Here is a 20,728-nt window from a genome sequence, read left to right on the forward strand (position 1 = left end):
GCGATCGCGCGCAGAGCGAAACACTGCGACATCCACTCGCTCCGCTCCCGACCACGAAGGTGCCCCTCCCGTCATGACCCTCGATCAGACCGGCGCGCTGCCGCGCCTCGCGGACCGCTCGCCCCAGATCACCGGGACGGAGATCGCCGCGAGCCTGGTGCCGCCGTCGCAGTTCGAGCGCGCCTCCTTCGACAACTACCGCCCCGACCACGACTACCCGTCGCAGGCGGACGCGGTCTCGACGCTCAAGCTGTTCGTGAAGTCGTGGGAGCCGCAGCGCCCGGCCGGCCTGTTCAGCCGCAACCGCAAGAAGGTCGCGGCCATGAAGCCGGGCGTCTACCTCGACGGCGGGTTCGGCGTCGGCAAGACCCACCTCCTCGCCGCCCTCTGGCACGAAGCGCCCGGACCGAAGTACTTCGGCACCTTCATCGAGTACACCGCCCTCGTCGGCGCCCTCGGCTACGCGGGCGCGGTCGACCTCCTGCGCGGCTCCACCCTCATTTGCATCGACGAGTTCGAGCTCGACGACCCGGGTGACACGATGATGATGACCAGGATGCTCGGCGAGCTCGTCGCCTCCGGCACCCGCATCGCCGCCACCAGCAACACCCCGCCGAACGCGCTCGGCGAGGGCCGTTTCGCCGCGAGCGACTTCCTCCGCGAGATCCAGTCGCTGTCCGCCAACTTCGAGACCCTGCGGATCGACGGCCTCGACTACCGCCGCCGCGACACCACGGGCAACGCGATCACCGTCGAGCCCGCGGAGTACACCCGCGTGCTGCAGGCGCTCGCCGCGCGGGGCGAGACGGCGACCTCCGACTCCTTCGACGACCTCATCGCCCACCTGGCGACCGTCCACCCGTCCCGCTACATCAAGATCATCGACGGCGTGGACGTCATCGGCCTCGACGGCGTGCACGTGCTGCACGACCAGATGGCGGCCCTGCGCCTCGTCGCATTCATCGACCGCGTGTACGACGCCGAGATCCCGATCGTGCAGACGGGCATCCCGCTGAACGACATCTTCGACGACGACATGCTCGGCGGCGGCTACCGCAAGAAGTACCTCCGCTCGGTGTCCCGCATGATCGCGCTGACAGCCGGCGAACTGCCTCCGCACGACGGCTAGGCGCACTCGCACCTGCCGCCCAGCACATCGGAACCCGGCGGAAACACAGTGTTTACACACGCGTGGGATGCGTAACAATCGCGAAACACGCGCTGCCTCCCACCGAAACCTCTCGCGTTCAGACTGGCTCCACCCCGAAGCGCTCCCGACCCGATCGGAGCGGCCCAGGCCCGGGGTTACGCACAGAGAGGTAGACAATTCGCATGGTGCTCCACACAGCAGCGGACTACGCAGAAGCAGGGACGGTCAACGCCCTCTGGCTTCTGGTCGCCGCAGCCCTCGTCCTGCTGATGACCCCCGGCGTCGCCTTCTTCTACGGCGGCATGGTCCGGGCCAAGAGCGTCATCAGCATGATGATGATGAGCTTCGGGGCGATGGCCCTCGTCGGCGTCCTCTGGGTCGTCTACGGGTACGGCCTCGCCTTCGGCCCCGCCTCCATCCCTCACTTCCTCGGAACCCCCGACTGGTTCCTGAGCAGCCTGATGGGCAAGGACGGCCTCACCCCCGACCTCGGGACCCTGGCGTTCGCCGGATTCCAGGCGACGTTCGCCATCATCACCGTCGCGCTGATCTCCGGCGCGATCGCCGACCGGGCCAAGTTCGGCTCGTGGATGATCTTCGCCGGCATCTGGGTGACCATCGTCTACTTCCCGGTCGCGTACTGGGTGTTCAACCTGGCGGACGGCTGGGCTCCGGCCGTGCTGCACGTCAACGACTTCGCCGGTGGCACCGCGGTGCACATCAACGCCGGTGCGGCGGGCCTGGCCCTGGCGCTCGTGCTCGGCAAGCGCGTCGGCTTCCAGAAGGGCATGAGCAAGCCGCACAACGTGCCGCTGACGCTCCTCGGCGCCGCGCTCCTGTGGTTCGGCTGGTTCGGCTTCAACGCCGGTTCCGAGGCCGCGGTCGACGGTGTCGCCGCTCTCGCCTGGGTCAACACTCTCGCCGCTCCGGCCGCCGCCACCATCGGCTGGCTGATCGTCGAGAAGATCAAGGACGGTAAGCCCACCTCGATCGGTGCCGCATCCGGTGCCGTCGCGGGTCTCGTCGCGATCACCCCGGCCTGCAACATCCTGACCCCGGGCTTCGCGATCCTCCTCGGCCTGGTCGCCGGCGCGGTCTGCGCCCTCGCGATCGACCTCAAGTTCAAGCTCGGCTTCGACGACTCGCTCGACGTGGTGGGCATCCACCTCATCGGCGGTCTCGTCGGAACCCTCTGGATCGGCATCTTCGGCTTCACCCACGTCTACAACGACAAGGGCGAGGCGACGGACAAGTTCTCCAGCCTCCTGTACGGCGGCAGCTTCCAGCAGCTGGGAGTGCAGGCGGTCGGCGCCTTCGCCGTCCTGATCTACTCCTTCGTCCTGGCCTACGCCATCGGCTGGGCGATCCAGAAGACGATCGGGTTCCGCATCAAGAACGAGGACGAGCTGGCCGGCGTCGACACCGTGGTCCACGGTGAAGAGGGCTACTCGCTCGAGACGGTCTGACCTGCCGGACCGGCACCACAGCACACCGAACGGGGTGCCGCCTGCGGGCGGCGCCCCGTTCGGCGTCTCCGGCGGTGCGCGCGGCTGGATAGGGTAATGCTGGCATTTCGAAGCGAAGGGGCGGGATGGCGGCGACGAGTGAGCAGGTGGACGCACTGCTGCTGTTCTTCTGCGGCGCCCTCACCCTGCTGATCGTTCCCGGGCTGGCCTTCTTCGTGGGCGGTCTCGCGGGCCGGGCCCGGGCGCGCCGCGCGCTGTTGTTCGTGTTCAGCGGCGCAGCGGTCGTCGTGATCCTCTGCGTGCTCGGCGGGTACGGGATGCTGGCGGGGGAGCCGCTCGTCCCGCATCTGGTCGGGGTCCCCGATCCCGGCCTGGCGGCGCAACACGGCGTCTACGCGCTCGCGCGCGCCGGAGCGCTCATCGCGACCTGCACGGTGGCGGTGGCCATCGTGGGCGCCGCCGTCGCCTCCCGGATCACGCTACGGGCGTGGCTGATCTTCTGCGTGCTGTGGAGCGCGCTGGTGCTGTTCCCGGCGGGATACGCGGTCTTCGCGCTCGGCGACGGCTGGGCGGTGTCGGTCCTCGGCGTCGTCGACTACGGAGGCGCGCTCCCCATCGGGCTCGCGGCCGGGGCGTCGGCCGCCGGGGTCATCGTCGCGTGCGGCCGCGGCGAGCACTCCGTGGAGACCGGGAGGAGCCTCCCGATCGTCGCGATCGGCGGGACCCTCGTCTGGGTCGGCTGGCTCGGACTCGTCACGGGCTCCGAGGGTGCCGTGGACCAGTACATCGCCCCGATCGCGATCAACGCGTTCGTGGCGTCCGCCGCCGGCTGCCTGATGTGGATGCTGGTCGACCGCATCCTGCTGCGCCGGCCGACCCTCGTCAGCGTCTTCTGCGGCGCGTTCTCCGGCCTCGTGGCGATCACCCCGGCCTCGGGTGTGCTGACGATCGGCTGGGCGCTGCTGCTCGGCGCGCTCGCGGCCCTGGCCTGCGCCACCATGGTCGACGTCGCCGCGCGTGCACGGTTCGGCCCTGCGCTCGCCCTCTGCGTCATCGTGATCGTCGGCAGCGGCGTCGGGCTGCTCTTCGTCGGTCTGTTCGGGGCCGGCGGCGGGATGGTCGAGAGCGGCAACTTCGACCTCTTCATCGCGCAGGGCGTCGCCACGGTCGCCGTGCTCGTCTACTCCTTCGTGATCTCCCTGCTCCTCGCGCTGCTGGTCCGGTTCACGATCGGGCTGACCCGCGTCCGCTATGGTGCCGAACGTGGCTTCCCCTCGACGATTCCTGACCGCGCTCGGCCGGCTGTTCCGCCCGAGCGCGCGGACCGCCCCACCGGCTCCGAGCACTCCGGGCACTCGGAGCGCCCCGGCCGCTGAGCCGGGTCGCTTCGGCGCGTCGGCGACCGTGCAGGTCGACCCGCGCCGCCTCGGCGCCATCCGCACGTCGTACGTGCCGAGCACCGACGGGGACGCCGACCCCGGGGAGATCGTCTGGACCTGGGTGCCGTACGAAGAGGCGGACGGCCGCGGCAAGGATCGACCGGTGCTCGTCGTGGCGGCGGAGACCGGCGGGAGCGTCCTCGCGGTCGCCCTGACGAGCCAGGAGCACCCGGGGCGCCCGGAGTACGTGCCGGTGGGCTCGGGGGCGTGGGACGGGCAGCACCGGCCCAGCTACGCCCGCGTCGACCGGGTGTACCGCCTGCGGCCGGGCGGGATGCGGCGGGAGGCCGCCGCGCTCGGCCGCGCCCCGTTCGACGCGGTCCGCGCAGAGCTCCGCCGTCGCTACGGCTGGCGCTGAGCGGCTCCTCCGACCGCGTCGGTCGCCGTGTTTCGCACTGTGAACCGCGGACGTGCCGTGCCGCGATGCGGACACTAGTGTGGCCGCATGCCAGAGGACTGTAGCTGGGACTTCGAGACGCGCCAGATCCACGCCGGGGCGGTGATCGACGCCGAGACCCGCTCCCGCGTCACGCCGATCTACCAGACCGCCGGCTACGTCTTCGACGACTTCGACGACGGCGAGGCGCGCTTCGCCGGGCGGAGCGCCTACCGGGCGTACTCCCGCAACGAGAACCCGACCAACGCCGTCGCCGGGCGCCGCATCGCCGATCTGGAGGGCGGCGTCGACGGGATCGTCGTCGCCAGCGGACAGGCGGCGATCGCCGCGGCGCTCACCGCGCTGGCGGCCGCGGGCGACCACGTGCTGGTGACGCGCTCGCTCTACGAGGGCACCCGCGAGATGTTCCGCGGCGTGCTCGCCCGTCAGGGAATCGAATTCGAGTACGTCGACGACGACGCGTCGGACGAGGACTGGGCGGCGCACGTGCGGCCTTCGACCAAGGCGGTCTACACCGAGACGCTGCCGAACCCGCTCAACCAGGTCGTCGACATCGAGCGGCTGGCGCGGATCGCGCACGCCGCGGGCGTCCCGCTCGTCGTGGACAACACCGTCCCGACCCCGTACCTGTGGCGGCCCATCGAGGACGGGGCCGACATCGTCATCCACTCGACCTCCAAGTGGCTGGCAGGGCATGGCGCGGTGCTCGGGGGAGCCGTGGTCGACGCCGGCCGGTTCGACTGGGCGGCGCACGCCGACCGGTTCCCGCAGCTGACGGAGCCGCCGCGTCCGGGCGTTTCCTCGTTCGCCGAGCGGTTCGGCGCGGGCGCCTACCTCGCGTACGTGCGCACCGTCATCGTGCTCGAGTACGGCCCCACCGTGCCGCCGTCGAGCACCTTCCTGCTGCTGCACGGCATCGAGACGCTCTCGGTGCGGATGGATCGCCATGTCGCCAACGCGCAGGCCGTCGCCGAGCTGCTCGCGACCCGGCCGGAGGTCGCGCACGTCTTCTATCCCGGGCTGGAGGACGACCCGGGCCACGCGCTCGCGCAGAAGTACCTGCCCAAGGGGCCGGGATCGATCGTGTCGTTCGAGCTCGCCGGAGGTCGGGATGCGGCACGCCGGTTCATCGACGCCCTGCAGCTGGTCACCCCGATGACGCACATCGGCGACGTGCGCAGCCTCGCCATCCACCTCGCCAGCACCATCCACGCCAAGCTGACGCCCGAAGAGCGGGCCGCCGCCGGCATCACGCCTGGCCTCGTCCGGCTCTCGATCGGCCTGGAGAGTCCGCGGGATCTCATCGCCGACCTCGAGCGCGCGCTGGACGCCGCCGGGGCCTGAGCGGGCTTCTGCCGCCTGGCTCCGCGCCGGTCGTCGCGGGGCTCGGACCGTGGGGCTCAGACCGCGCAGTTCAGACCGCGCGTGCGAGCACGGGTGCGGACGTTCGTGTCGCCCGGGCGTCCACCGTGGCGGCGATGCGCCGCACCGCCTCGACGACCGTCGACGGGTCGCAGGCGAGGTTGAGGCGGGCGAACCCGCGGCCCGGCTCGCCGAACGCGAGGCCCGAGTTGAGGGCGACACGGCCCTCGTCGATGAGCACACGTGCCGGTTCGTCCCCTAGCCCGGTGGCGCGGAAGTCGAGCCAGACGAGGTATCCCGCGTCCGGTCGGATCGCGGTCACCGACGGCGCGTGGACGGCCAGCTCCGCCTCCAGCAGCCGCACGTTGGCGACGAGGAGGTCCAGGAGGCCGTCCCGCCAGTCGAGGCAGGAAAGGGCGGCGACGTTGGCGTGCAGGCCCAGGATGCTCGTGCGCGCGGCGAGCTCCTCGGGGAGCCGGGTCAGCAGGGCGGCGGAGCGCTCCTCGGCGGCGACGACGACGGCGCACTTGAGGCCGGCGAGGTTCCACGCCTTGCTGGCGGACGTCACGGTCACGGCACGGGCGCCCGCGGCACGGGCCACGGGGGCGAAGGGGGTGAAGACGGTGCCCGGATGGGCGAGGGGCGCGTGGACCTCGTCGCTGACGACGAAGACGTCGTACGCGGCGGCGAGGCGGGCGAGCGCTTGCAGGGCGACGAGGCTGTGACATCGGCCCGTCGGATTCTGCGGGTTGCACAGCAGCAGCGCGTCCACGCCGGCAGCGAAGGCCGCCTCGATGCCGGCCAGGTCGAGCGCCCAGTCCTCGTGCTCGAGCAGGGGCACGGTGACGGCGATCGCGTCGGCCTCCTCGATCATCTCGAAGAACGGCGGATAGACCGGGGGAGTGAGCACCACACGGCCGCCGGCCTCCGGCAGGGCGAGGCGCAAGGCCTCCACCACGCCGACGGTGACATCGGTCGCCAGGTGCACCCAGTCGGTGTCGACCTGCCAACCCCAGGAGTCGTGCGCGAACCGTGCGAAGGCCGGAGCCAGGGGTCCCGCGGAGTCGAGGTAGCCGGTGTCCGAGTTGCGGAGCGTCTCCGCCACGCGGTCGAGCACGGCCGGCTCCACATCGAAGTCCATCTCCGCGACGAAGACAGGGAGGACGTCCGCCGGGTAGCGGCGCCATTTGATACTCGACCTGGTCGCATAGAGCTGCTCCAGGGGACGTGCCGGTCCGAAGCTCATGCAGTTCAGGGTGCCTCAGGATGCGGCGGCGCGCGACCGCCGGTGTCACGGGGCGTAGCAAACCGCGAGTGCCGCCTCCCGGGACGACTGCGCCGCGGCGCCGGGCCGCAATCGTCCCGGCGCGCAGCAGGCGTCGGAGCAATAGAAGAGCCCCCGGCGCACCGGGGGCTTTCGTGATCTGGTGGGCGATACCGGACTCGAACCGATGACCTCTTCCGTGTGAAGGAAGCGCGCTACCAACTGCGCCAATCGCCCGTAGGGATTTTGCGGCCGGTCACCCGGCTGCGAGATTCGATACTAGCCGACGCGGGGCGCCGAATGCACATCGACGGGGCCGGGCGCGGCGACACACCCGGGCGGCGTGTCCGGTTTTGGTTTCGGCGAAAGGATCGGCTAAAGTCATTCAAGTGCCGCGGGAAACCGCGGAACGGAATGCGGATGTAGCGCAGTTGGTAGCGCATCACCTTGCCAAGGTGAGGGTCGCGAGTTCGAATCTCGTCATCCGCTCGAGTCGGCCCGGTAGTCTTCGGATTCCGGGCCTCTCGATACGGTACGGTAATTTCCGTGTTGTTGGCTCCGGTGGATTGGCCGAGAGGCGAGGCAGCGGCCTGCAAAGCCGTATACACGGGTTCGAATCCCGTATCCACCTCGATCCTGAACCTGGTTCAGGCTCTGGGCGATTGGCGCAGCGGTAGCGCGCTTCCCTGACACGGAAGAGGTCACTGGTTCGATCCCAGTATCGCCCACAGAATGAAACCCCCGGGAGACCGGGGGTTTTGTCGTTGTAACCGCCGTTTATGCACCGCTGGCCCACCGACTCAGCGGGCTCCGGCAACACTGTTCTGCCACTGCACAGCGGTCTGCATGGTGCTCGCCAGCGCCATCCCGAAGCCCTGCAGCACAGTCGGGGCGAGCACGAGCCTCCCTCCGATCCACGTTCCGGCGGTTGAGAATGTCGACATCAGCGCCGTCAATTCGATGCCGGCCACCACGGGGATCGCAACGTAGGCGAGCAGGGCGATCGCCCCGATACCGACCATCGCGAGCAGGAACTTACGTTCGTCTGCGTCCAGCAGGGCCGGCACCGTCTTCGTCGTCAGCCAGGGTGTGAGCGTCAGTCCGAACGCGACCTGCTGGGCTTTGCGCTGTTCGAGTTCGCGCGCCCGGACCTTCTCCCAGATCGATTTGAAGGCGATCTTCGCCTCGGGCAGCGGCACGCTGTGCACTTCATACAGGAGCAGCCCGTCGATCCCCTGGCCGCCGTTCTGCCGGAAGGTCGGCTCGAAGCAGATCCACTCGACGAACGTCTTGCCATCCTCTTCCCGCAACGGCAGCGGAACGATCCGCTGCCACGGTGCCACAGGCTTCCACTTCGCCGGTCCGATGCTCGTCAGCAACTGGGAGGAGCCGAACCGGTCCAGGATCGCAGGGCTGTACTCCTTCACCAGCTGATCGAACTTCTGCAGCTTGTAGGTGACGTCCTCCTTGAAGGTCTTGGCCAGCTGGTTCTCGGTAGTGACCTCGATCAGCTCGACTCCGACCGTAAGTCGTCCGGTGAGGCTCGTCGAGAGCCCGCCGACATAGATGCCGAGGATGTCCGGCCGGGCGCGGCCTCCCCGTTTGTCGTCGCGCCGGAATCCCGTGCTCATCCGCTCGAGAAGCTCGTCGATGTCGAGGATGCCGCTCACGATGTAGGCATACTCCGCTTCGGAGAGAACGAAGGACCAGGCGGGGTGGAGCATCTTGAAGTCCATGTAGTAGTAGCCGTACATGGCCATCTGTGCCCACTGCCACTCCATGATGCGGTTCGGTCGGCCGACCGGTCCCGGCTGCGTCGGCTTGTCCGTCCCGTAGACGACCCCGGGATTCCGAGTGCGCGTCGGCCCCGGGCAGATCGTGAGGCCCGCCAGCAAACTCTCGGTCATCGTGTGTCCTGTCCGTCAGTCGAAGTCAGTGGGGAGGGTGCCGTCCGGCTGCAGCCAGACCAGCGTGGTCGGGAGCTTGAACTCCCACGGCTCGCCTTCGGGCTTCGCGCCGGCGAGGTCGTCGGTCTGGTCTCTCACCTCGTCGGCGATCGAGCGGTACGTATCGTCGTCCAGCGTCGGCAGCGGACCGCCCTGCCATACCTTCTGGGACAGGTCGGTCGCACCGAGGGGGTTCTTCAGCAGATACAGGACCGCATCGGCATATGCCAGCGGGACCGGCAGCAACACCCGGGCGGCTCCGGCTGTGAGGAAGCGCTGGAAGAGCGGATCGGGATCGGTGATGAACTGCACGCTGCTCCACCGCTTCTTGCGGCCCCAGAAGTACGGGTAGAACAAGTAGGTCATCTGCTCCCACTCGAACGCCTGCTCGAAAAACTGGGCGATGCGCCCATCCTGAAGCGCGAGCACCGGGTCGATCTCGGGCGGTGTTCCGTCGGTCACCGCTCCGTACCGGCTGAAGTGCTCACCGGTCATCATCGTGATGCACAGCTTTTTGAGCTCCTGCGCCTCCGTGATGCGATTGGCGGCCGGGTTCTGCCCTTCGAATTGCACGGCGGACTCCGTCCGCGCGGTGGCGTCCGCGACGGCCTGGTCGTACGCCTTCTTCTTGGCGTCCCAGCCGGCGAGGAGCTTCTGGTACGTCTCGATCTGCCATTTCTGGTACTTGGCCGGCGTGCGCCGGCAGGTGGCGCGGAACGTGGCGATGACGGAATTCAGGTCGTACCCGGTGAGCCCGATGGGAATGACTCCGGATGTCGCAAGCGGCGCGACCGGCGTGGGCTCGCTGGTGTAGCTCTCGGCTCCCATATCCAGTCCGCGGGCCGTTCCCGCAGACGCGACGGCGACTCGCCAACTGTAGTTCTGCATGTGGATGGCGAGGCGAGGGTAGAGAACGTGCGTGACCGAGACCGCCCATCCGATGAAGACGGCCTCGTACCCGTCGGGGATCGCGAACTTGTCGTCGCCGCGGAGGGAGAGACTACGGCCATTGGGGATGTCCTCCGCCGTCGCCAGCGAGGTTCCGATGTCCACGTACAGGGGCGGAGGCGCCTCGACATCGCCGACGCCGAACAGCCCCGCGTACCGCAAGTAATTCAGTTCGGTGATGTCCCCCGGCTCCAGCGGTGGAAGCGGGGTCGAGCCGAGTCCGATCACCCGCACTCCGTTTTCCGCATAGCGGCGGATGAACGGGGGCGGCGGCGTCTCGATGACTTTCGGCGCGGGTGCGGTCTTGGTCGCCAGGTGGTAGGCAGCCGGCTCGGGAACGACGACCTCGACGAGGAGCCGAACGCCGTAGTTGTAGACCTGCGCACGGTACTTCTTGTCCACCCACCGGTACACACCGGTGATATTGGTGGCGGCAGGATCGTCGTTGGTCAGCGAGTGCTCGTTGACCTCCTCGATCTCGATGATGGTCTTCGTCGTGCGCTCGTCGCGGGTCTTGATCTGCACCTTGTCGACCGACTTGCTCACCACCTCCTTCGCATAGTTCGAACTGGATTTCGACGACTCCTCCTTCGATGACTTGTGAGCGAAGTCGCCGGTGGCGGTGACCTCGACGGGGCCGTACTTTCCGGTGACCTTCACTCCGGCCTTCAGCTCTTCGTCCTCCTTGACGGTCTTGGAGGCTTCCGACTTGAGCTCGAATCGGTCGGTCGTCTGGTTGTCCCGCTCCGACTCCCTGGTCTCTTCGTCTGCCTCGAATATGGTCACCTCGGTGCGGTCGAGACGACGGTGCGTGCGCTTCTTCGCCTCGCCTTCGAGCACGTTCTCGATGTGCGCAACCTCGCCTGCGACGTACGAGATGAGTTGCTGCTTGACCACCTTGAGGTCGCCGATGCCGAGAGGTCGGATCCGGCCGCTCATGTCGACGTCCGCTCCACTCGGGCCTGACGGAGCCGCCTTAGGCGCGACGGGAGCCGGCACGAGGGGCACGAGCGATGTCGCACCGGGGTACTTGCGAAGCTCGTTCTCGAGCAGCAGCCGGAAGCCGTCATCGTCCACGAACGCATCGGAGGCATCGGCCAGAGCGCGCACCTGGTCCGCCAGGATGCTCGCCGCGGCCGGTGCGGGCGTTGATTTTTTGACGCCGAGGACGTCGAGAACCCGTACCTGCGATTTCGTGAGTGCCGCCGGGACGGCGTCGCGGACGCGGGGAACCGTCGACATGGTGAGACGGGTCGACCACTCCGCGGCTTCGATCACGGTGTCCGGCCCCGCGCCCTCGTCCTTCTGCTGAGCCACCGGGCCGGCCTGCTGCCCGCTCACTCGGTCGATGGCTTCCGTCGGAGCAGCAGCCGTCACGGCGTTGAGCAAGCTCATCGCCGCGGCAAGGTTCTTTGCGAGGAGCCTCGCCTCAGCCGACGGAGCGGTCGCTGCCTCTTCTTCTTCTTCTTCTTCTTCTTCCCTTTCCTGGCCGACGGCGGGGGTCGGCGAGGACCTCCCGTGCGACAGGTGGTCGGTGAAGATGGGCGAGACCATGACGGGCGCCGAAAGTCTCGCCAGCGCATCATCCCTACCCATCCGCTGATCCGGTGTCGTCGTGTGCAGGAAACTGAGCAGTCGGACCGCCGCCATCGGCGCTTCGAGCCGCTGCCCGGCGTCGGCACCGCTCGCGAAGGCGACATACACCGCGTCCCAGGCGTCGTCCGTCTTCAGCAGCACGTCGTCGTCGTCCCGGAGCTCGTCGATGCCCGCATCCGCCAGAGCGGACCTGACGGTCGCGTCCGGACCCTCTGCTCCAGGCTCCTCTTGCATCGCCGCCCGGTAATGGGCGATCAGATTCCAACAGCTCTGCGCCAGATCGGCGAGGTTGGCAGACCGGGCAGGATTGCGGCCAGCGGCGACCTCGCGAGCCGCTCCGGGCGTCGAGACCTGGCGAGCCAGGGACCGGATATGGCGCTCGCCATCCGGGTCGCCGAGCCGACGGTCACGCAGGTGGGTGCCACGCGTCTCCTGCTCGGTGACGAGCTCAGGTGGCCGAACGGCCAGAAAACGGAAGACATCGACCTGGACGGGATTCGACATGTCACTACCCTCGGTGAGGAATGGGGTCCTGCTCGTGCTGTCGCGCGCCCGTGGGGCGGCTCGGAAGGTGACGCCGCCAGGGTAGTACGGGCAGTACACCGCGACAATGACGGATTCTCACCTCGGCGTCGCTGAACGAGCGCCCAGGCGACGTGCCGCCGAACGCCCGCCGCGCGATCGCCGAAACACCCCGGACATCCGCGTTCTCTAGAGTCGATGCATGAGCTTCACCATCACCACCGCCGATTTCGACTCGCCCGCCCTCCGCGACTTCCTCCAGGCCCACCTCGACGACATGGAGCCGACTGCGCCGCCGGAGAGCCGGCACGCGCTCGATCTCGCGGGTCTGCAGCGGCCGGGCGTGCGCGTCTGGACCGCGGTCGACGGGGACGCGGTGATCGGGACGGCCGCCCTCGCGCCGATCGAGGACGGCTGGGAGGAGCTCAAGAGCATGCGGACGGCTCCGGAACGTCGGGGCGAGGGGATCGCCGCGCGCCTGCTCGTGCACGTCCTGGTCGACGCCCAGGACCGCGACGTGCAGCGCGTGTCCCTCGAGACCGGGTCGCAGGAGTTCTTCGCCCCTGCGCGGCGGCTGTACGCCCAGGCGGGATTCGCCGAGTGCGAACCCTTCGCGTCGTACGTGCCCGACCCCAACAGCGTGTTCATGACGCGGGCGCTGGGGGACTAACGCCCGAGGCGTCCCGCGTCCCGAGCGGCCCGCCGCCCCCAGTAGAGTTGATCCGTCCCTTTACCGACGAAATAAGGAGTGGACAGGTGGCCGACGGCTTCGAGCTCTTCACCGACCGTTCCGTTGTCGCGATGCGCGTCAACGGCGAGCTGAAGGACCTCGCGACGACCGTCACGACGACCGACGTGGTGGAGCCGGTGACCATCGACTCGCCCGACGGCCTCAACATCCTGCGCCACTCCACCGCCCACGTGCTCGCGCAGGCGGTGCAGGCGGTCAACCCCGAGGCCAAGCTCGGGATCGGCCCGCCCATCACCGACGGCTTCTACTACGACTTCGACGTCGCCGAGCCGTTCACGCCGGAGGACCTCAAGGCCCTCGACAAGGAGATGTCGCGAATCGTCCGCGCGGGCCAGCGCTTCGTGCGCCGCGTCGTCACCGACGATGAGGCACGCGCCGAGCTCGCCGGAGAGCCGTACAAGCTCGAGCTGATCGGGCTCAAGGGCTCCGCCTCCGACGGCGGCGACAATGAGAACGTCGAGGTGGGCGGCGGCGAGCTGACCATCTACGACAACGTCGACCCGAAGTCGGGGGAGACGGTCTGGAAGGACCTCTGCCGCGGCCCGCACCTCCCGAACACCCGCATGATCGGCAACGGCTGGGCGCTCACCCGCGTGGCCGCCGCCTACTGGCGCGGCTCGGAGAAGAACCCGCAGCTGCAGCGCGTCTACGGCACGGCGTGGCCGACCAAGGACGAGCTGCGCGCCTACCAGACCCGCATGGAGGAGGCCGCCAAGCGCGACCACCGCAAGCTGGGCGCCGAGCTCGACCTGTTCTCGTTCCCGGAGGAGATCGGCTCCGGTCTCGCGGTCTTCCACCCGCGCGGTGGGATCATCCGCAAGGAGATCGAGGACTACATGCGCGAGCGCCTCATCGCCAACGGCTACGAGGTCGTCAACACGCCGCACATCACCAAGGCGCACCTCTTCGAGACCAGCCAGCACCTCAACTGGTACAAGGACGGCATGTTCCCGCCCATGCACCTCGACGAGGAGCACGACGCGGACGGCAACATCACCCGGCAGGGGCAGGACTACTACCTCAAGCCGATGAACTGCCCGATGCACAACCTGATCTTCCGGGCGCGCGGCCGCAGCTACCGCGAGCTCCCGCTCCGCCTGGCCGAGTTCGGGACGGTGTACCGCTACGAGAAGTCGGGCACGCTGTCCGGCCTCACCCGCGTGCGCGGCCTCACCCAGGACGACGCCCACATCTACGTAACGGAAGACCAGATCAAGGACGAGGTCGCGAGCCAGCTGCAGTTCGTCCTGGAGACGCTGCGCGGCTACGGCCTCACCGACTTCTATCTCGAGCTCTCCACGAAGGACCCGGAGAAGTACGTCGGCAGCGACGAGAGCTGGGAGACCGCGACGGAGACGCTGCGCGAAGTGGCGATCGAGTCCGGCCTTGAGCTCGTCGACGACCCGGCCGGCGCCGCCTTCTACGGCCCGAAGATCTCCGTGCAGGCGCGCGACGCGATCGGCCGCACCTGGCAGCTCTCGACCGTCCAGCTGGACTTCAACCAGCCGGAGCTGTTCGAGCTGGAGTACAACGCGGCCGACGGAACGCGCAAGCAGCCGGCGATGATCCACCGGGCCCTGCTCGGCTCGATCGAGCGGTTCTTCGCGATCCTGCTCGAGCACTACGCGGGCGCGTTCCCGGTCTGGCTGTCGCCGGTCCAGGTCGTGGGCATCCCCGTCGCCGACGCGTACGGTCCGTTCCTCGACGACGTGATCGCCCAGCTCCGCGCCCAGGGCGTGCGGGCCGAGGTCGACCACTCCGACGACCGCATGCAGAAGAAGATCCGCACGCACACCAAGGCCAAGGTGCCCTTCCAGCTCATCGTGGGCGAGGAGGATGCCGGGGCCGGCACGGTCAGCTTCCGCTTCCGCGACGGCACCCAGCTGAACGGGGTGCCGGTCGCCGACGCGATCGAGCGCATCGTCGCGAGCATCCGCAGCCACGAGCTGGTCGACACGGCATGGCTCGCCTGAGTCTCGACGACTACGCCGCCCACGAGCCGGGCGACGGTCACGAGGGCGTCGGCGCGGACGAGGTCCGCGTCGACGACCCGTCGTACCTCGTCGGCGTGCCCGACGAGTTCCAGCGACTCTGGACGCCGCACCGCATGGTCTACATCCAGCACGGGCAGCAGCCCGGCAAGGACGACTGCCCGTTTTGCGTCGCACCGAGCATGAGCGACGAGGATGCCCTCATCGTCGCGCGCGGTGAGCACGCCTACGCGCTCCTCAACCTCTTCCCGTACAACAGCGGTCACCTGCTGGTCTGCCCGTACCGCCACATCGCCACGTACGACGAGGCGACGCCGGAGGAGGTCGCCGAGATCGGCTCCCTCACCCAGACGGCGATGCGCGTGATCCGCGAGGTCTCGAAGAACGACGGCTTCAACATCGGGATGAACCAGGGCGCCATCGCGGGCGCCGGCATCGCGGCGCACCTGCACCAGCACATCGTGCCGCGCTGGGCTCAGGATGCGAACTTCCTGCCCATCATCGCGAAGACGAAGGCGCTCCCGCAGCTGCTCGGCGACGTGCGCGCCTCCCTCGCCGCCGCCTGGCCGACAGCCTGACGCTGCCGCATTCGTGCCGAATGTCGACTCTCGCGCACACGGAGTCGACATTCGGAACGAAAGTGCGCGCGGTCAGCGCACCTGGCGCACCGCGAACTGCTCGCGCGGGTGCGCGTACGACTCCTGCGACTCCACGAGCTGCAGCTCGCGGTCGCCGGACTCCAGTGTGCGTGTGAGCAGGTCGAAGACGCTCGACACCGTCTTGCGGAGGGCGATCTCGGCGCTGCCGATGCGGACGTAGTGGGCCGTGAACAGGGCGGCGGTGACGTCGCCCGAGCCGTTCGCCTTCATCGGCAGCCGCGGAGTCTGGACGATCCACGCGCCGGTGTCGTCGGCGGCGAGCATCTCGATCGTGTCGGCGGGCTGGTCCGGCCGCTCGACGCTCGTCACGAGGACGGTGCGCGGGCCCATCGCGCGCGCCGCATCCACCGACGCCAGCGTCGACTCCAGGGTGTCCGGCGTCGTGCCGGTGAGGAAGCCGAGCTCGAACTGGTTCGGCGTGATGATGTCGGCGACCGGGACGACGCGGTCGCGGAGGAGGTCGGGGATGGCCGGAGCGACGAAGCAGCCGGACTTCGCGTTGCCCATCACCGGGTCGCACGCGTACACGGCGTTCGGGTTGGCGGCCTTGACCCGGGCGACCGCGTCGATGATGACGTCCCCGATGCCCTCGCCGCCCTGGTAGCCGGAGAGCACGGCGTCGACCTCGCCGAGCACGCCGCGCTCCTCGATGCCGGTGATCACCGCGCGCACGTCGCCCGGCGAGATCAGCGGGCCGCGCCAGGCGCCGTAGCCGGTGTGGTTGGAGAAGTTCACCGTGTAGACGGGGAGCACCTCGACGCCGATGCGCTGGAGCGGGAAGACGGCGGCGGAGTTGCCGACGTGACCGTAGGCGACCGCGGACTGGATCGAGAGGATCTTCATCCCTCGATCCTCTCATCTCCGGACTACTGCGCCGCGCGCTCCGTGGCCGCAGCGGCGTCGGCGAGATCGTCGAGCAGGCGGGAAGCCTCCTCCTCGGTGAGGTCGTGCACGGTGAGGCGGAGATGGTGGGAGGGTGCGGGCTGCTCGGCGAGCAGGAACTCGTCGCCGGTGCGCGCCAGCCAGCCGCGCCGCATCAGCCGGTCGGCGACGAGCCGCGCCTCCACCGGCAGCTCGACCCAGAGGTTCAGGCCGTCGGCGGCCTCCGTCGTGAGACCGCGGTCCGCGAGCCGGGCGGCGAACGCGGCGTTGCGCTCCGCGTAGTGGCGACCCGCCGCGGCGATCGTCGCGAGCGCCGTCTCGTCGGTCAGCTGCGCGAGCACCAGGCGCTGGAGGATGTGGCTGACCCAGGTCGTGCCCGGGCTGAGCCGGAAGGAGAGCCGTTCGGCGGTCTCCGGGTCGGTCGCCGCGACGGCGAGACACATGTCGGGTCCGAGGAACTTCGAGACGGAGCGGACCAGGGCGTATCGCCGGTGCTCCGGCCCGATGAGGGTCTCGTACGGGCGCTGGGAGAGCATCGAGTAGTGGTCGTCCTCGATGACGAGCACGTATGGATGGTCGGCGAGGACGCCGCGGAGCTCTGCGGCCCGCTGCGCGGTGAGGGTCGCCCCCGTCGGGTTCTGGGCGCGCGGCGTGCAGATGATCGCCCGGACGCCGGCGTCGAGCGCGGCGCGCAGGCCGGCCACGGTCATCCCCTCGGCATCGACGGGCACCGGGACGGCGCGGTAGCCGCCGAGTCGGACCGTGTGGATGCTGGCGAGGAAGCAGGGGTCCTCCAGGGCGACCGCGTCGTCGCGCAGCAGTGCCTGGGCGAGGAGACGCTCGACGGCGTCCACGGCGCCGTTCGTCACGGTGATCCGGACGTCGCGGTCGGGGAGGCCGTCGCGGACCCACTCGAGTGCGCGCGCCTCGAGGGCGGGATCGATCACCGGTTCGCCGTAGAGCACCGGGCGTCCGATCGCACCCGCGAGAGCGGCCGACGGGTCCGGGATGCGCCGAGGGTCCGGGTTGCCGGTGCCGACGTCGTGGAGCACGCTGTCGGCCGCGTAGCCCTCCTGGGCGACGGCCTCCAGCCCGGCGATGACCGTCCCGGCGCGTCCGCGGGCCACGACGACGCCCGCCTGGGCGAGCAGACGGTACGCCGCGACGGCCGTGTTGCGGTTGATGCCGAGCTGGCCGGCGAGCTCCCGCACAGGCGGGAGCGCATCCCCCCGCCGCAGCTCTCCGCGCTCGTGCAGGGCGCGCACGCTCGCCGCGATCTCGGCGGCCGTGGTGCCCGTGATGCTCAGTTCGTCCATGTCGGATCCGAGTCTAGTGAGGCGTGTACGGGATGCTATCGTTCGGCATAGGCCAAAGAGAATTATGTTCCGCACGAAAGGGCGACCATGACAGACCAGGACCACGGCACCGCCACCGGATCGAGCCGCGTCAAGCGCGGACTCGCCGAGATGCTGAAGGGCGGCGTCATCATGGACGTCGTCACCCCCGAGCAGGCCCGGATCGCCGAGGACGCCGGCGCCGTCGCCGTGATGGCGCTCGAGCGCGTGCCCGCCGACATCCGCGCGCAGGGCGGCGTCGCCCGCATGAGCGACCCCGATCTGATCGACGCGATCATCGCCGAGGTCTCCATCCCGGTCATGGCGAAGGCCCGCATCGGCCACTTCGTCGAGGCCCAGGTGCTGGAGGCGCTCGACGTCGACTACATCGACGAGTCCGAGGTGCTGTCGCCCGCCGACTACGTCAACCACATCGACAAGTGGAAGTTCACCGTGCCGTTCGTGTGCGGCGCCACCAACCTCGGCGAGGCCCTGCGCCGCATCAACGAGGGCGCGGCGATGATCCGCTCCAAGGGCGAGGCCGGCACCGGCGACGTCTCGGAGGCCACCAAGCACATCCGCAAGATCAGCTCGGAGATCAAGGCCCTCTCGTCGATGTCGAAGGACGAGCTCTACGTCGCCGCGAAGGAGCTGCAGGCCCCCTACGAGCTCGTCGCCGAGATCGCCGAGACCGGCAAGCTCCCCGTCGTGCTCTTCACCGCGGGCGGCGTCGCCACCCCCGCGGACGCGGCCATGATGATGCAGCTCGGCGCGGACGGCGTGTTCGTCGGCTCCGGCATCTTCAAGTCGGGCAACCCGGAGCAGCGGGCCGCCGCGATCGTCAAGGCGACCACGTTCTACGACGACGCGAAGGTCATCGCCGAGGTCTCGCGTGGGCTCGGCGAGGCGATGGTCGGCATCAACGTCGCAGACCTCGCCGCCCCGCACCGCCTGTCCGAGCGTGGCTGGTAAGTGCTGACGGACCAGCGGACGCTGCGCGTCGGCGTCCTGGCCCTGCAGGGGGACTTCCGCGAGCACATCGCGGTCCTCCGCGGGCTGGGCGCCGACGCGGTCCCGGTGCGGCGGCCCGAGGAGGTCGCGGCGATCGACGGCCTGGTGATCCCCGGTGGCGAGTCGAGCGTCATGGACAAGCTGTCGCGGGCCTTCGGGCTCGCGGAGCCGCTGCGGGAGGCGATCGCCGACGGCCTCCCGGTGTACGGCACCTGTGCGGGCCTCATCATGCTCGCGGACACCATCGTCGACGGGATCGCCGGACAGCAGAGCCTCGGCGGCCTGGATGTCGCGGTGCGGCGCAACGCGTTCGGCTCGCAGGTGGACTCGTTCGAGACCGATCTCGACGTCCCGGCGATCGGCGGCGAGCCGATGCACGCGGTCTTCATCCGCGCGCCCATCGTGGAGGCGGTCGGCGAGCGGGCCACCGCGCTCGCGCGCGTCGACGACGGCCGCGTGGTCGCCGTTCAGCAGGGCAACCTGCTCGGGACCTCGTTCCATCCGGAGATCACCGGCGACACGCGGTTCCACGAGTACTTCCTCCGCACGGTACGCTCGCGCGGGTGACCGTCCCGACCCCGTACCGCTTCCCCTACGAGTCGCAGTGGGGCGACCTCCGGTGCAACGAGCCGCTGATCGTCCGCGGCGAATCGCCGGCGCGGCACCACGACTGGGCGGCGGACGGCTACGCGTCGGACGCCGAGTACGAGTTCTGGGCGGCGCACGTCTGCGGGCTCGCGTGCCTGCGCTCCGTGCTTCGCGCGTGGCGGCCCGAGCTGGGCGTCGTGCCGATGGCGCGACTCATCGACGGGGCCGTGGAGGTGGGAGCACTGGTGCGCCGGGACGACACGGTCGACGGTCTGTACTACCGCCCCTTCCTCGCCTGGATCTCCGACGCCTTCGGGATCGAGGGGGAGGTCGTCGAGCGCACGGCGACCGCGGAGTTCCTCCCTCTCGTCCGGCCTGGGCAGGTGGTGCTGGCGTCCGTCTCGCCCGAGATCCGCTGGCCCGACCGGCCGAACGAGCGCCGGGGAGGCCACCTGGTCCTCGTGCACGGGCGCGAGGGCGACCGGTTCGTCTTCCACAACCCGTCCGGGATCGGCCCGACCGCGGCGGACGCGACGGCCGACGTGGCGACCTTCGCCCGGTTCCACGCCGAGCGGGGAATGGTCCTGCGCGACGGACGGGCCGCATTACTATAGACAGGTTCAGAACGTAACTCGAGGGAGCAGCAGTGTCCGGGCATTCCAAGTGGGCCACGACCAAGCACAAGAAGGCGGTCATCGACGCACGCCGTGCCAAGTCGTTCGCCAAGCTCATCAAGAACATCGAGGTCGCGGCCAAGACGGGCGGGGCCGACATGTCCGGCAACCCGACCCTGGTGGACGCCGTCCAGAAGGCCAAGAAGACCTCGGTCCCCAACGACAACATCGACCGCGCGATCAAGCGCGGCGCCGGTCTCACCGGTGAGGTCATCGACTACACGACGATCATGTACGAGGGCTACGGCCCGGGCGGCGTCGCCCTCCTGATCGAGTGCCTCACCGAGAACAAGAACCGCGCGGCCGCCGAGGTCCGCACCGCGATGACGCGCAACGGCGGCACCATGGCCGACCCGGGCAGCGTGGCGTACAACTTCCACCGCAAGGGCGTCATCGTGGTCCCGCACGCCGACGGCGTCGATGAGGACACCGTGCTCACCGCCGTCCTCGACGCCGGCGCCGAAGAGGTCACCGACCGGGGCGAGAGCTTCGAGGTCCTGACCGAGGCGACCGACCTCGTCGCGGCGCGCACCGCCCTCCAGGAGGCAGGCATCGACTACGACTCCGCCGACGCGGAGTTCGTCGCCACCGTCAACGTCGAGGCCGACGCCGACGTCGCCCGCAAGGTGTTCAGACTCATCGACGCTCTCGAGGACTCGGACGACGTGCAGAACGTCTACACGAACCTCGACCTGACCCCCGAGGTCCAGGCGCAGCTCGACGAGGACGACGAGTAAGACACCGGCCA

Annotated in this window: 17 protein-coding genes and 4 tRNA genes; 15 read left to right on the forward strand and 6 right to left on the reverse strand. The window is 69.4% G+C overall.

Annotation, left to right across the window (positions count from 1 at the left end):
- Nucleotides 1-73: 73 nt before the first annotated feature.
- The 5 genes from zapE to HNR14_RS17265 all read left to right on the forward strand — a co-directional run bounded on the left by zapE (nucleotide 74) and on the right by HNR14_RS17265 (nucleotide 5,796).
- Nucleotides 74-1,129, forward strand: a complete 1,056-nt coding sequence (gene zapE / locus HNR14_RS17245) for a cell division protein ZapE (RefSeq protein WP_179701988.1) — start codon at nucleotides 74-76, stop codon at nucleotides 1,127-1,129.
- Between the two features lie 203 nt (nucleotides 1,130-1,332).
- The gene (locus tag HNR14_RS17250; RefSeq protein ID WP_021763281.1) at nucleotides 1,333-2,616 is read left to right on the forward strand and encodes an ammonium transporter; all 1,284 of its coding nucleotides are present in this window, start codon (nucleotides 1,333-1,335) and stop codon (nucleotides 2,614-2,616) included.
- Between the two features lie 125 nt (nucleotides 2,617-2,741).
- Nucleotides 2,742-3,992 (forward strand): ammonium transporter, encoded by a 1,251-nt coding sequence (locus HNR14_RS17255; RefSeq protein ID WP_179701989.1) that lies wholly within the window; start codon nucleotides 2,742-2,744, stop codon nucleotides 3,990-3,992.
- A gap of 28 nt (nucleotides 3,993-4,020) precedes the next feature.
- On the forward strand, nucleotides 4,021-4,413 hold the full coding sequence (locus HNR14_RS17260) for a type II toxin-antitoxin system PemK/MazF family toxin (RefSeq protein ID WP_179699274.1): 393 nt from the start codon (nucleotides 4,021-4,023) through the stop codon (nucleotides 4,411-4,413).
- 87 nt (nucleotides 4,414-4,500) lie between these two features.
- Nucleotides 4,501-5,796, forward strand: coding sequence for an O-acetylhomoserine aminocarboxypropyltransferase/cysteine synthase family protein (locus HNR14_RS17265; RefSeq protein WP_179701990.1), 1,296 nt, complete (start codon nucleotides 4,501-4,503; stop codon nucleotides 5,794-5,796).
- A 70-nt stretch (nucleotides 5,797-5,866) separates the two neighbouring features.
- Here HNR14_RS17265 and HNR14_RS17270 read toward each other — a convergent pair whose 3' ends face one another.
- The gene (locus tag HNR14_RS17270; protein ID WP_179701991.1) at nucleotides 5,867-7,060 is read right to left on the reverse strand and encodes a MalY/PatB family protein; all 1,194 of its coding nucleotides are present in this window, start codon (nucleotides 7,058-7,060) and stop codon (nucleotides 5,867-5,869) included.
- A gap of 179 nt (nucleotides 7,061-7,239) precedes the next feature.
- Nucleotides 7,240-7,315: transfer RNA gene (locus HNR14_RS17275), tRNA-Val, on the reverse strand.
- Nucleotides 7,316-7,494: 179 nt separating this feature from the next.
- Here HNR14_RS17275 and HNR14_RS17280 point away from each other — a divergent pair.
- The 3 genes from HNR14_RS17280 (at nucleotide 7,495) to HNR14_RS17290 (ending at nucleotide 7,806) form a co-directional block, all read left to right on the forward strand.
- Nucleotides 7,495-7,567 (forward strand) — tRNA-Gly (locus HNR14_RS17280).
- 71 nt (nucleotides 7,568-7,638) lie between these two features.
- Nucleotides 7,639-7,709: transfer RNA gene (locus HNR14_RS17285), tRNA-Cys, on the forward strand.
- Nucleotides 7,710-7,734: 25 nt separating this feature from the next.
- A tRNA-Val gene (locus tag HNR14_RS17290) sits at nucleotides 7,735-7,806 on the forward strand.
- Nucleotides 7,807-7,878: 72 nt separating this feature from the next.
- Here HNR14_RS17290 and HNR14_RS17295 read toward each other — a convergent pair.
- Both HNR14_RS17295 and HNR14_RS17300 read right to left on the reverse strand, forming a co-directional pair.
- Nucleotides 7,879-8,859: a hypothetical protein gene (locus HNR14_RS17295; protein WP_179701992.1), complete on the reverse strand. Its 981-nt coding sequence runs from the start codon at nucleotides 8,857-8,859 to the stop codon at nucleotides 7,879-7,881.
- A gap of 141 nt (nucleotides 8,860-9,000) precedes the next feature.
- On the reverse strand, nucleotides 9,001-12,072 hold the full coding sequence (locus tag HNR14_RS17300) for a hypothetical protein (protein ID WP_179701993.1): 3,072 nt from the start codon (nucleotides 12,070-12,072) through the stop codon (nucleotides 9,001-9,003).
- A gap of 220 nt (nucleotides 12,073-12,292) precedes the next feature.
- Between HNR14_RS17300 and HNR14_RS17305 the strand changes: the two genes are divergently transcribed.
- From HNR14_RS17305 to HNR14_RS17315, 3 genes are all read left to right on the forward strand, one after another.
- Complete coding sequence (locus HNR14_RS17305; protein WP_021764508.1) at nucleotides 12,293-12,760, forward strand: GNAT family N-acetyltransferase; 468 nt, start codon at nucleotides 12,293-12,295, stop codon at nucleotides 12,758-12,760.
- A gap of 131 nt (nucleotides 12,761-12,891) precedes the next feature.
- Entirely contained in the window at nucleotides 12,892-14,814 is a 1,923-nt protein-coding gene (gene thrS, locus HNR14_RS17310; protein ID WP_218875879.1) for a threonine--tRNA ligase, read from the forward strand.
- Complete coding sequence (locus tag HNR14_RS17315) at nucleotides 14,802-15,410, forward strand: HIT family protein (RefSeq protein WP_021764510.1); 609 nt, start codon at nucleotides 14,802-14,804, stop codon at nucleotides 15,408-15,410. Before thrS ends, HNR14_RS17315 begins: the two co-directional genes overlap by 13 nt.
- 72 nt (nucleotides 15,411-15,482) lie before the next feature.
- On the opposite strand, the gene pdxY is transcribed toward HNR14_RS17315, so the two are convergent.
- Both pdxY and HNR14_RS17325 read right to left on the reverse strand, forming a co-directional pair.
- On the reverse strand, nucleotides 15,483-16,334 hold the full coding sequence (gene pdxY, locus HNR14_RS17320; RefSeq protein WP_179701994.1) for a pyridoxal kinase PdxY: 852 nt from the start codon (nucleotides 16,332-16,334) through the stop codon (nucleotides 15,483-15,485).
- A gap of 23 nt (nucleotides 16,335-16,357) precedes the next feature.
- Nucleotides 16,358-17,689 carry an aminotransferase class I/II-fold pyridoxal phosphate-dependent enzyme gene (locus HNR14_RS17325; protein WP_179701995.1) on the reverse strand — a complete coding sequence of 444 codons (1,332 nt, stop codon included), beginning with the start codon at nucleotides 17,687-17,689 and terminating at the stop codon, nucleotides 16,358-16,360.
- An 87-nt stretch (nucleotides 17,690-17,776) separates the two neighbouring features.
- On the opposite strand from HNR14_RS17325, the gene pdxS reads away from it, so the two are divergent.
- From pdxS to HNR14_RS17345, 4 genes are read left to right on the forward strand one after another with little or no spacing between them, the layout of a single operon-like run.
- Nucleotides 17,777-18,679: a pyridoxal 5'-phosphate synthase lyase subunit PdxS gene (gene pdxS, locus HNR14_RS17330; RefSeq protein ID WP_021763627.1), complete on the forward strand. Its 903-nt coding sequence runs from the start codon at nucleotides 17,777-17,779 to the stop codon at nucleotides 18,677-18,679.
- 3 nt (nucleotides 18,680-18,682) lie between these two features.
- Nucleotides 18,683-19,285 (forward strand): pyridoxal 5'-phosphate synthase glutaminase subunit PdxT, encoded by a 603-nt coding sequence (gene pdxT, locus HNR14_RS17335; RefSeq protein ID WP_179702722.1) that lies wholly within the window; start codon nucleotides 18,683-18,685, stop codon nucleotides 19,283-19,285.
- Nucleotides 19,282-19,920 (forward strand): cysteine peptidase family C39 domain-containing protein, encoded by a 639-nt coding sequence (locus tag HNR14_RS17340; RefSeq protein WP_179701996.1) that lies wholly within the window; start codon nucleotides 19,282-19,284, stop codon nucleotides 19,918-19,920. The genes pdxT and HNR14_RS17340 overlap by 4 nt, the downstream gene beginning before the upstream one ends.
- A gap of 32 nt (nucleotides 19,921-19,952) precedes the next feature.
- Nucleotides 19,953-20,717: a YebC/PmpR family DNA-binding transcriptional regulator gene (locus tag HNR14_RS17345; protein WP_179701997.1), complete on the forward strand. Its 765-nt coding sequence runs from the start codon at nucleotides 19,953-19,955 to the stop codon at nucleotides 20,715-20,717.
- The last annotated feature ends 11 nt before the right edge of the window (nucleotides 20,718-20,728 follow it).

The organism is Leifsonia naganoensis (genome assembly GCF_013410615.1).
In the GTDB taxonomy this organism is placed as follows: domain Bacteria; phylum Actinomycetota; class Actinomycetes; order Actinomycetales; family Microbacteriaceae; genus Leifsonia; species Leifsonia aquatica.

Coding starts and splice junctions, on each gene's coding strand:
- HNR14_RS17315 (WP_021764510.1), top strand. CDS start 14,802: ATGGCTCGCCTGAGTCTCGACGACTACGCCGCCCACGAGCCGGGCGAC.
- HNR14_RS17255 (WP_179701989.1), top strand. CDS start 2,742: ATGGCGGCGACGAGTGAGCAGGTGGACGCACTGCTGCTGTTCTTCTGC.
- HNR14_RS17295 (WP_179701992.1), bottom strand. CDS start 8,859: ATGGAGTGGCAGTGGGCACAGATGGCCATGTACGGCTACTACTACATG.
- pdxY (WP_179701994.1), bottom strand. CDS start 16,334: ATGAAGATCCTCTCGATCCAGTCCGCGGTCGCCTACGGTCACGTCGGC.
- thrS (WP_218875879.1), top strand. CDS start 12,892: ATGCGCGTCAACGGCGAGCTGAAGGACCTCGCGACGACCGTCACGACG.
- HNR14_RS17250 (WP_021763281.1), top strand. CDS start 1,333: ATGGTGCTCCACACAGCAGCGGACTACGCAGAAGCAGGGACGGTCAAC.
- zapE (WP_179701988.1), top strand. CDS start 74: ATGACCCTCGATCAGACCGGCGCGCTGCCGCGCCTCGCGGACCGCTCG.
- HNR14_RS17300 (WP_179701993.1), bottom strand. CDS start 12,072: ATGTCGAATCCCGTCCAGGTCGATGTCTTCCGTTTTCTGGCCGTTCGG.
- pdxS (WP_021763627.1), top strand. CDS start 17,777: ATGACAGACCAGGACCACGGCACCGCCACCGGATCGAGCCGCGTCAAG.
- HNR14_RS17325 (WP_179701995.1), bottom strand. CDS start 17,689: ATGGACGAACTGAGCATCACGGGCACCACGGCCGCCGAGATCGCGGCG.
- HNR14_RS17265 (WP_179701990.1), top strand. CDS start 4,501: ATGCCAGAGGACTGTAGCTGGGACTTCGAGACGCGCCAGATCCACGCC.
- HNR14_RS17270 (WP_179701991.1), bottom strand. CDS start 7,060: ATGAGCTTCGGACCGGCACGTCCCCTGGAGCAGCTCTATGCGACCAGG.
- HNR14_RS17305 (WP_021764508.1), top strand. CDS start 12,293: ATGAGCTTCACCATCACCACCGCCGATTTCGACTCGCCCGCCCTCCGC.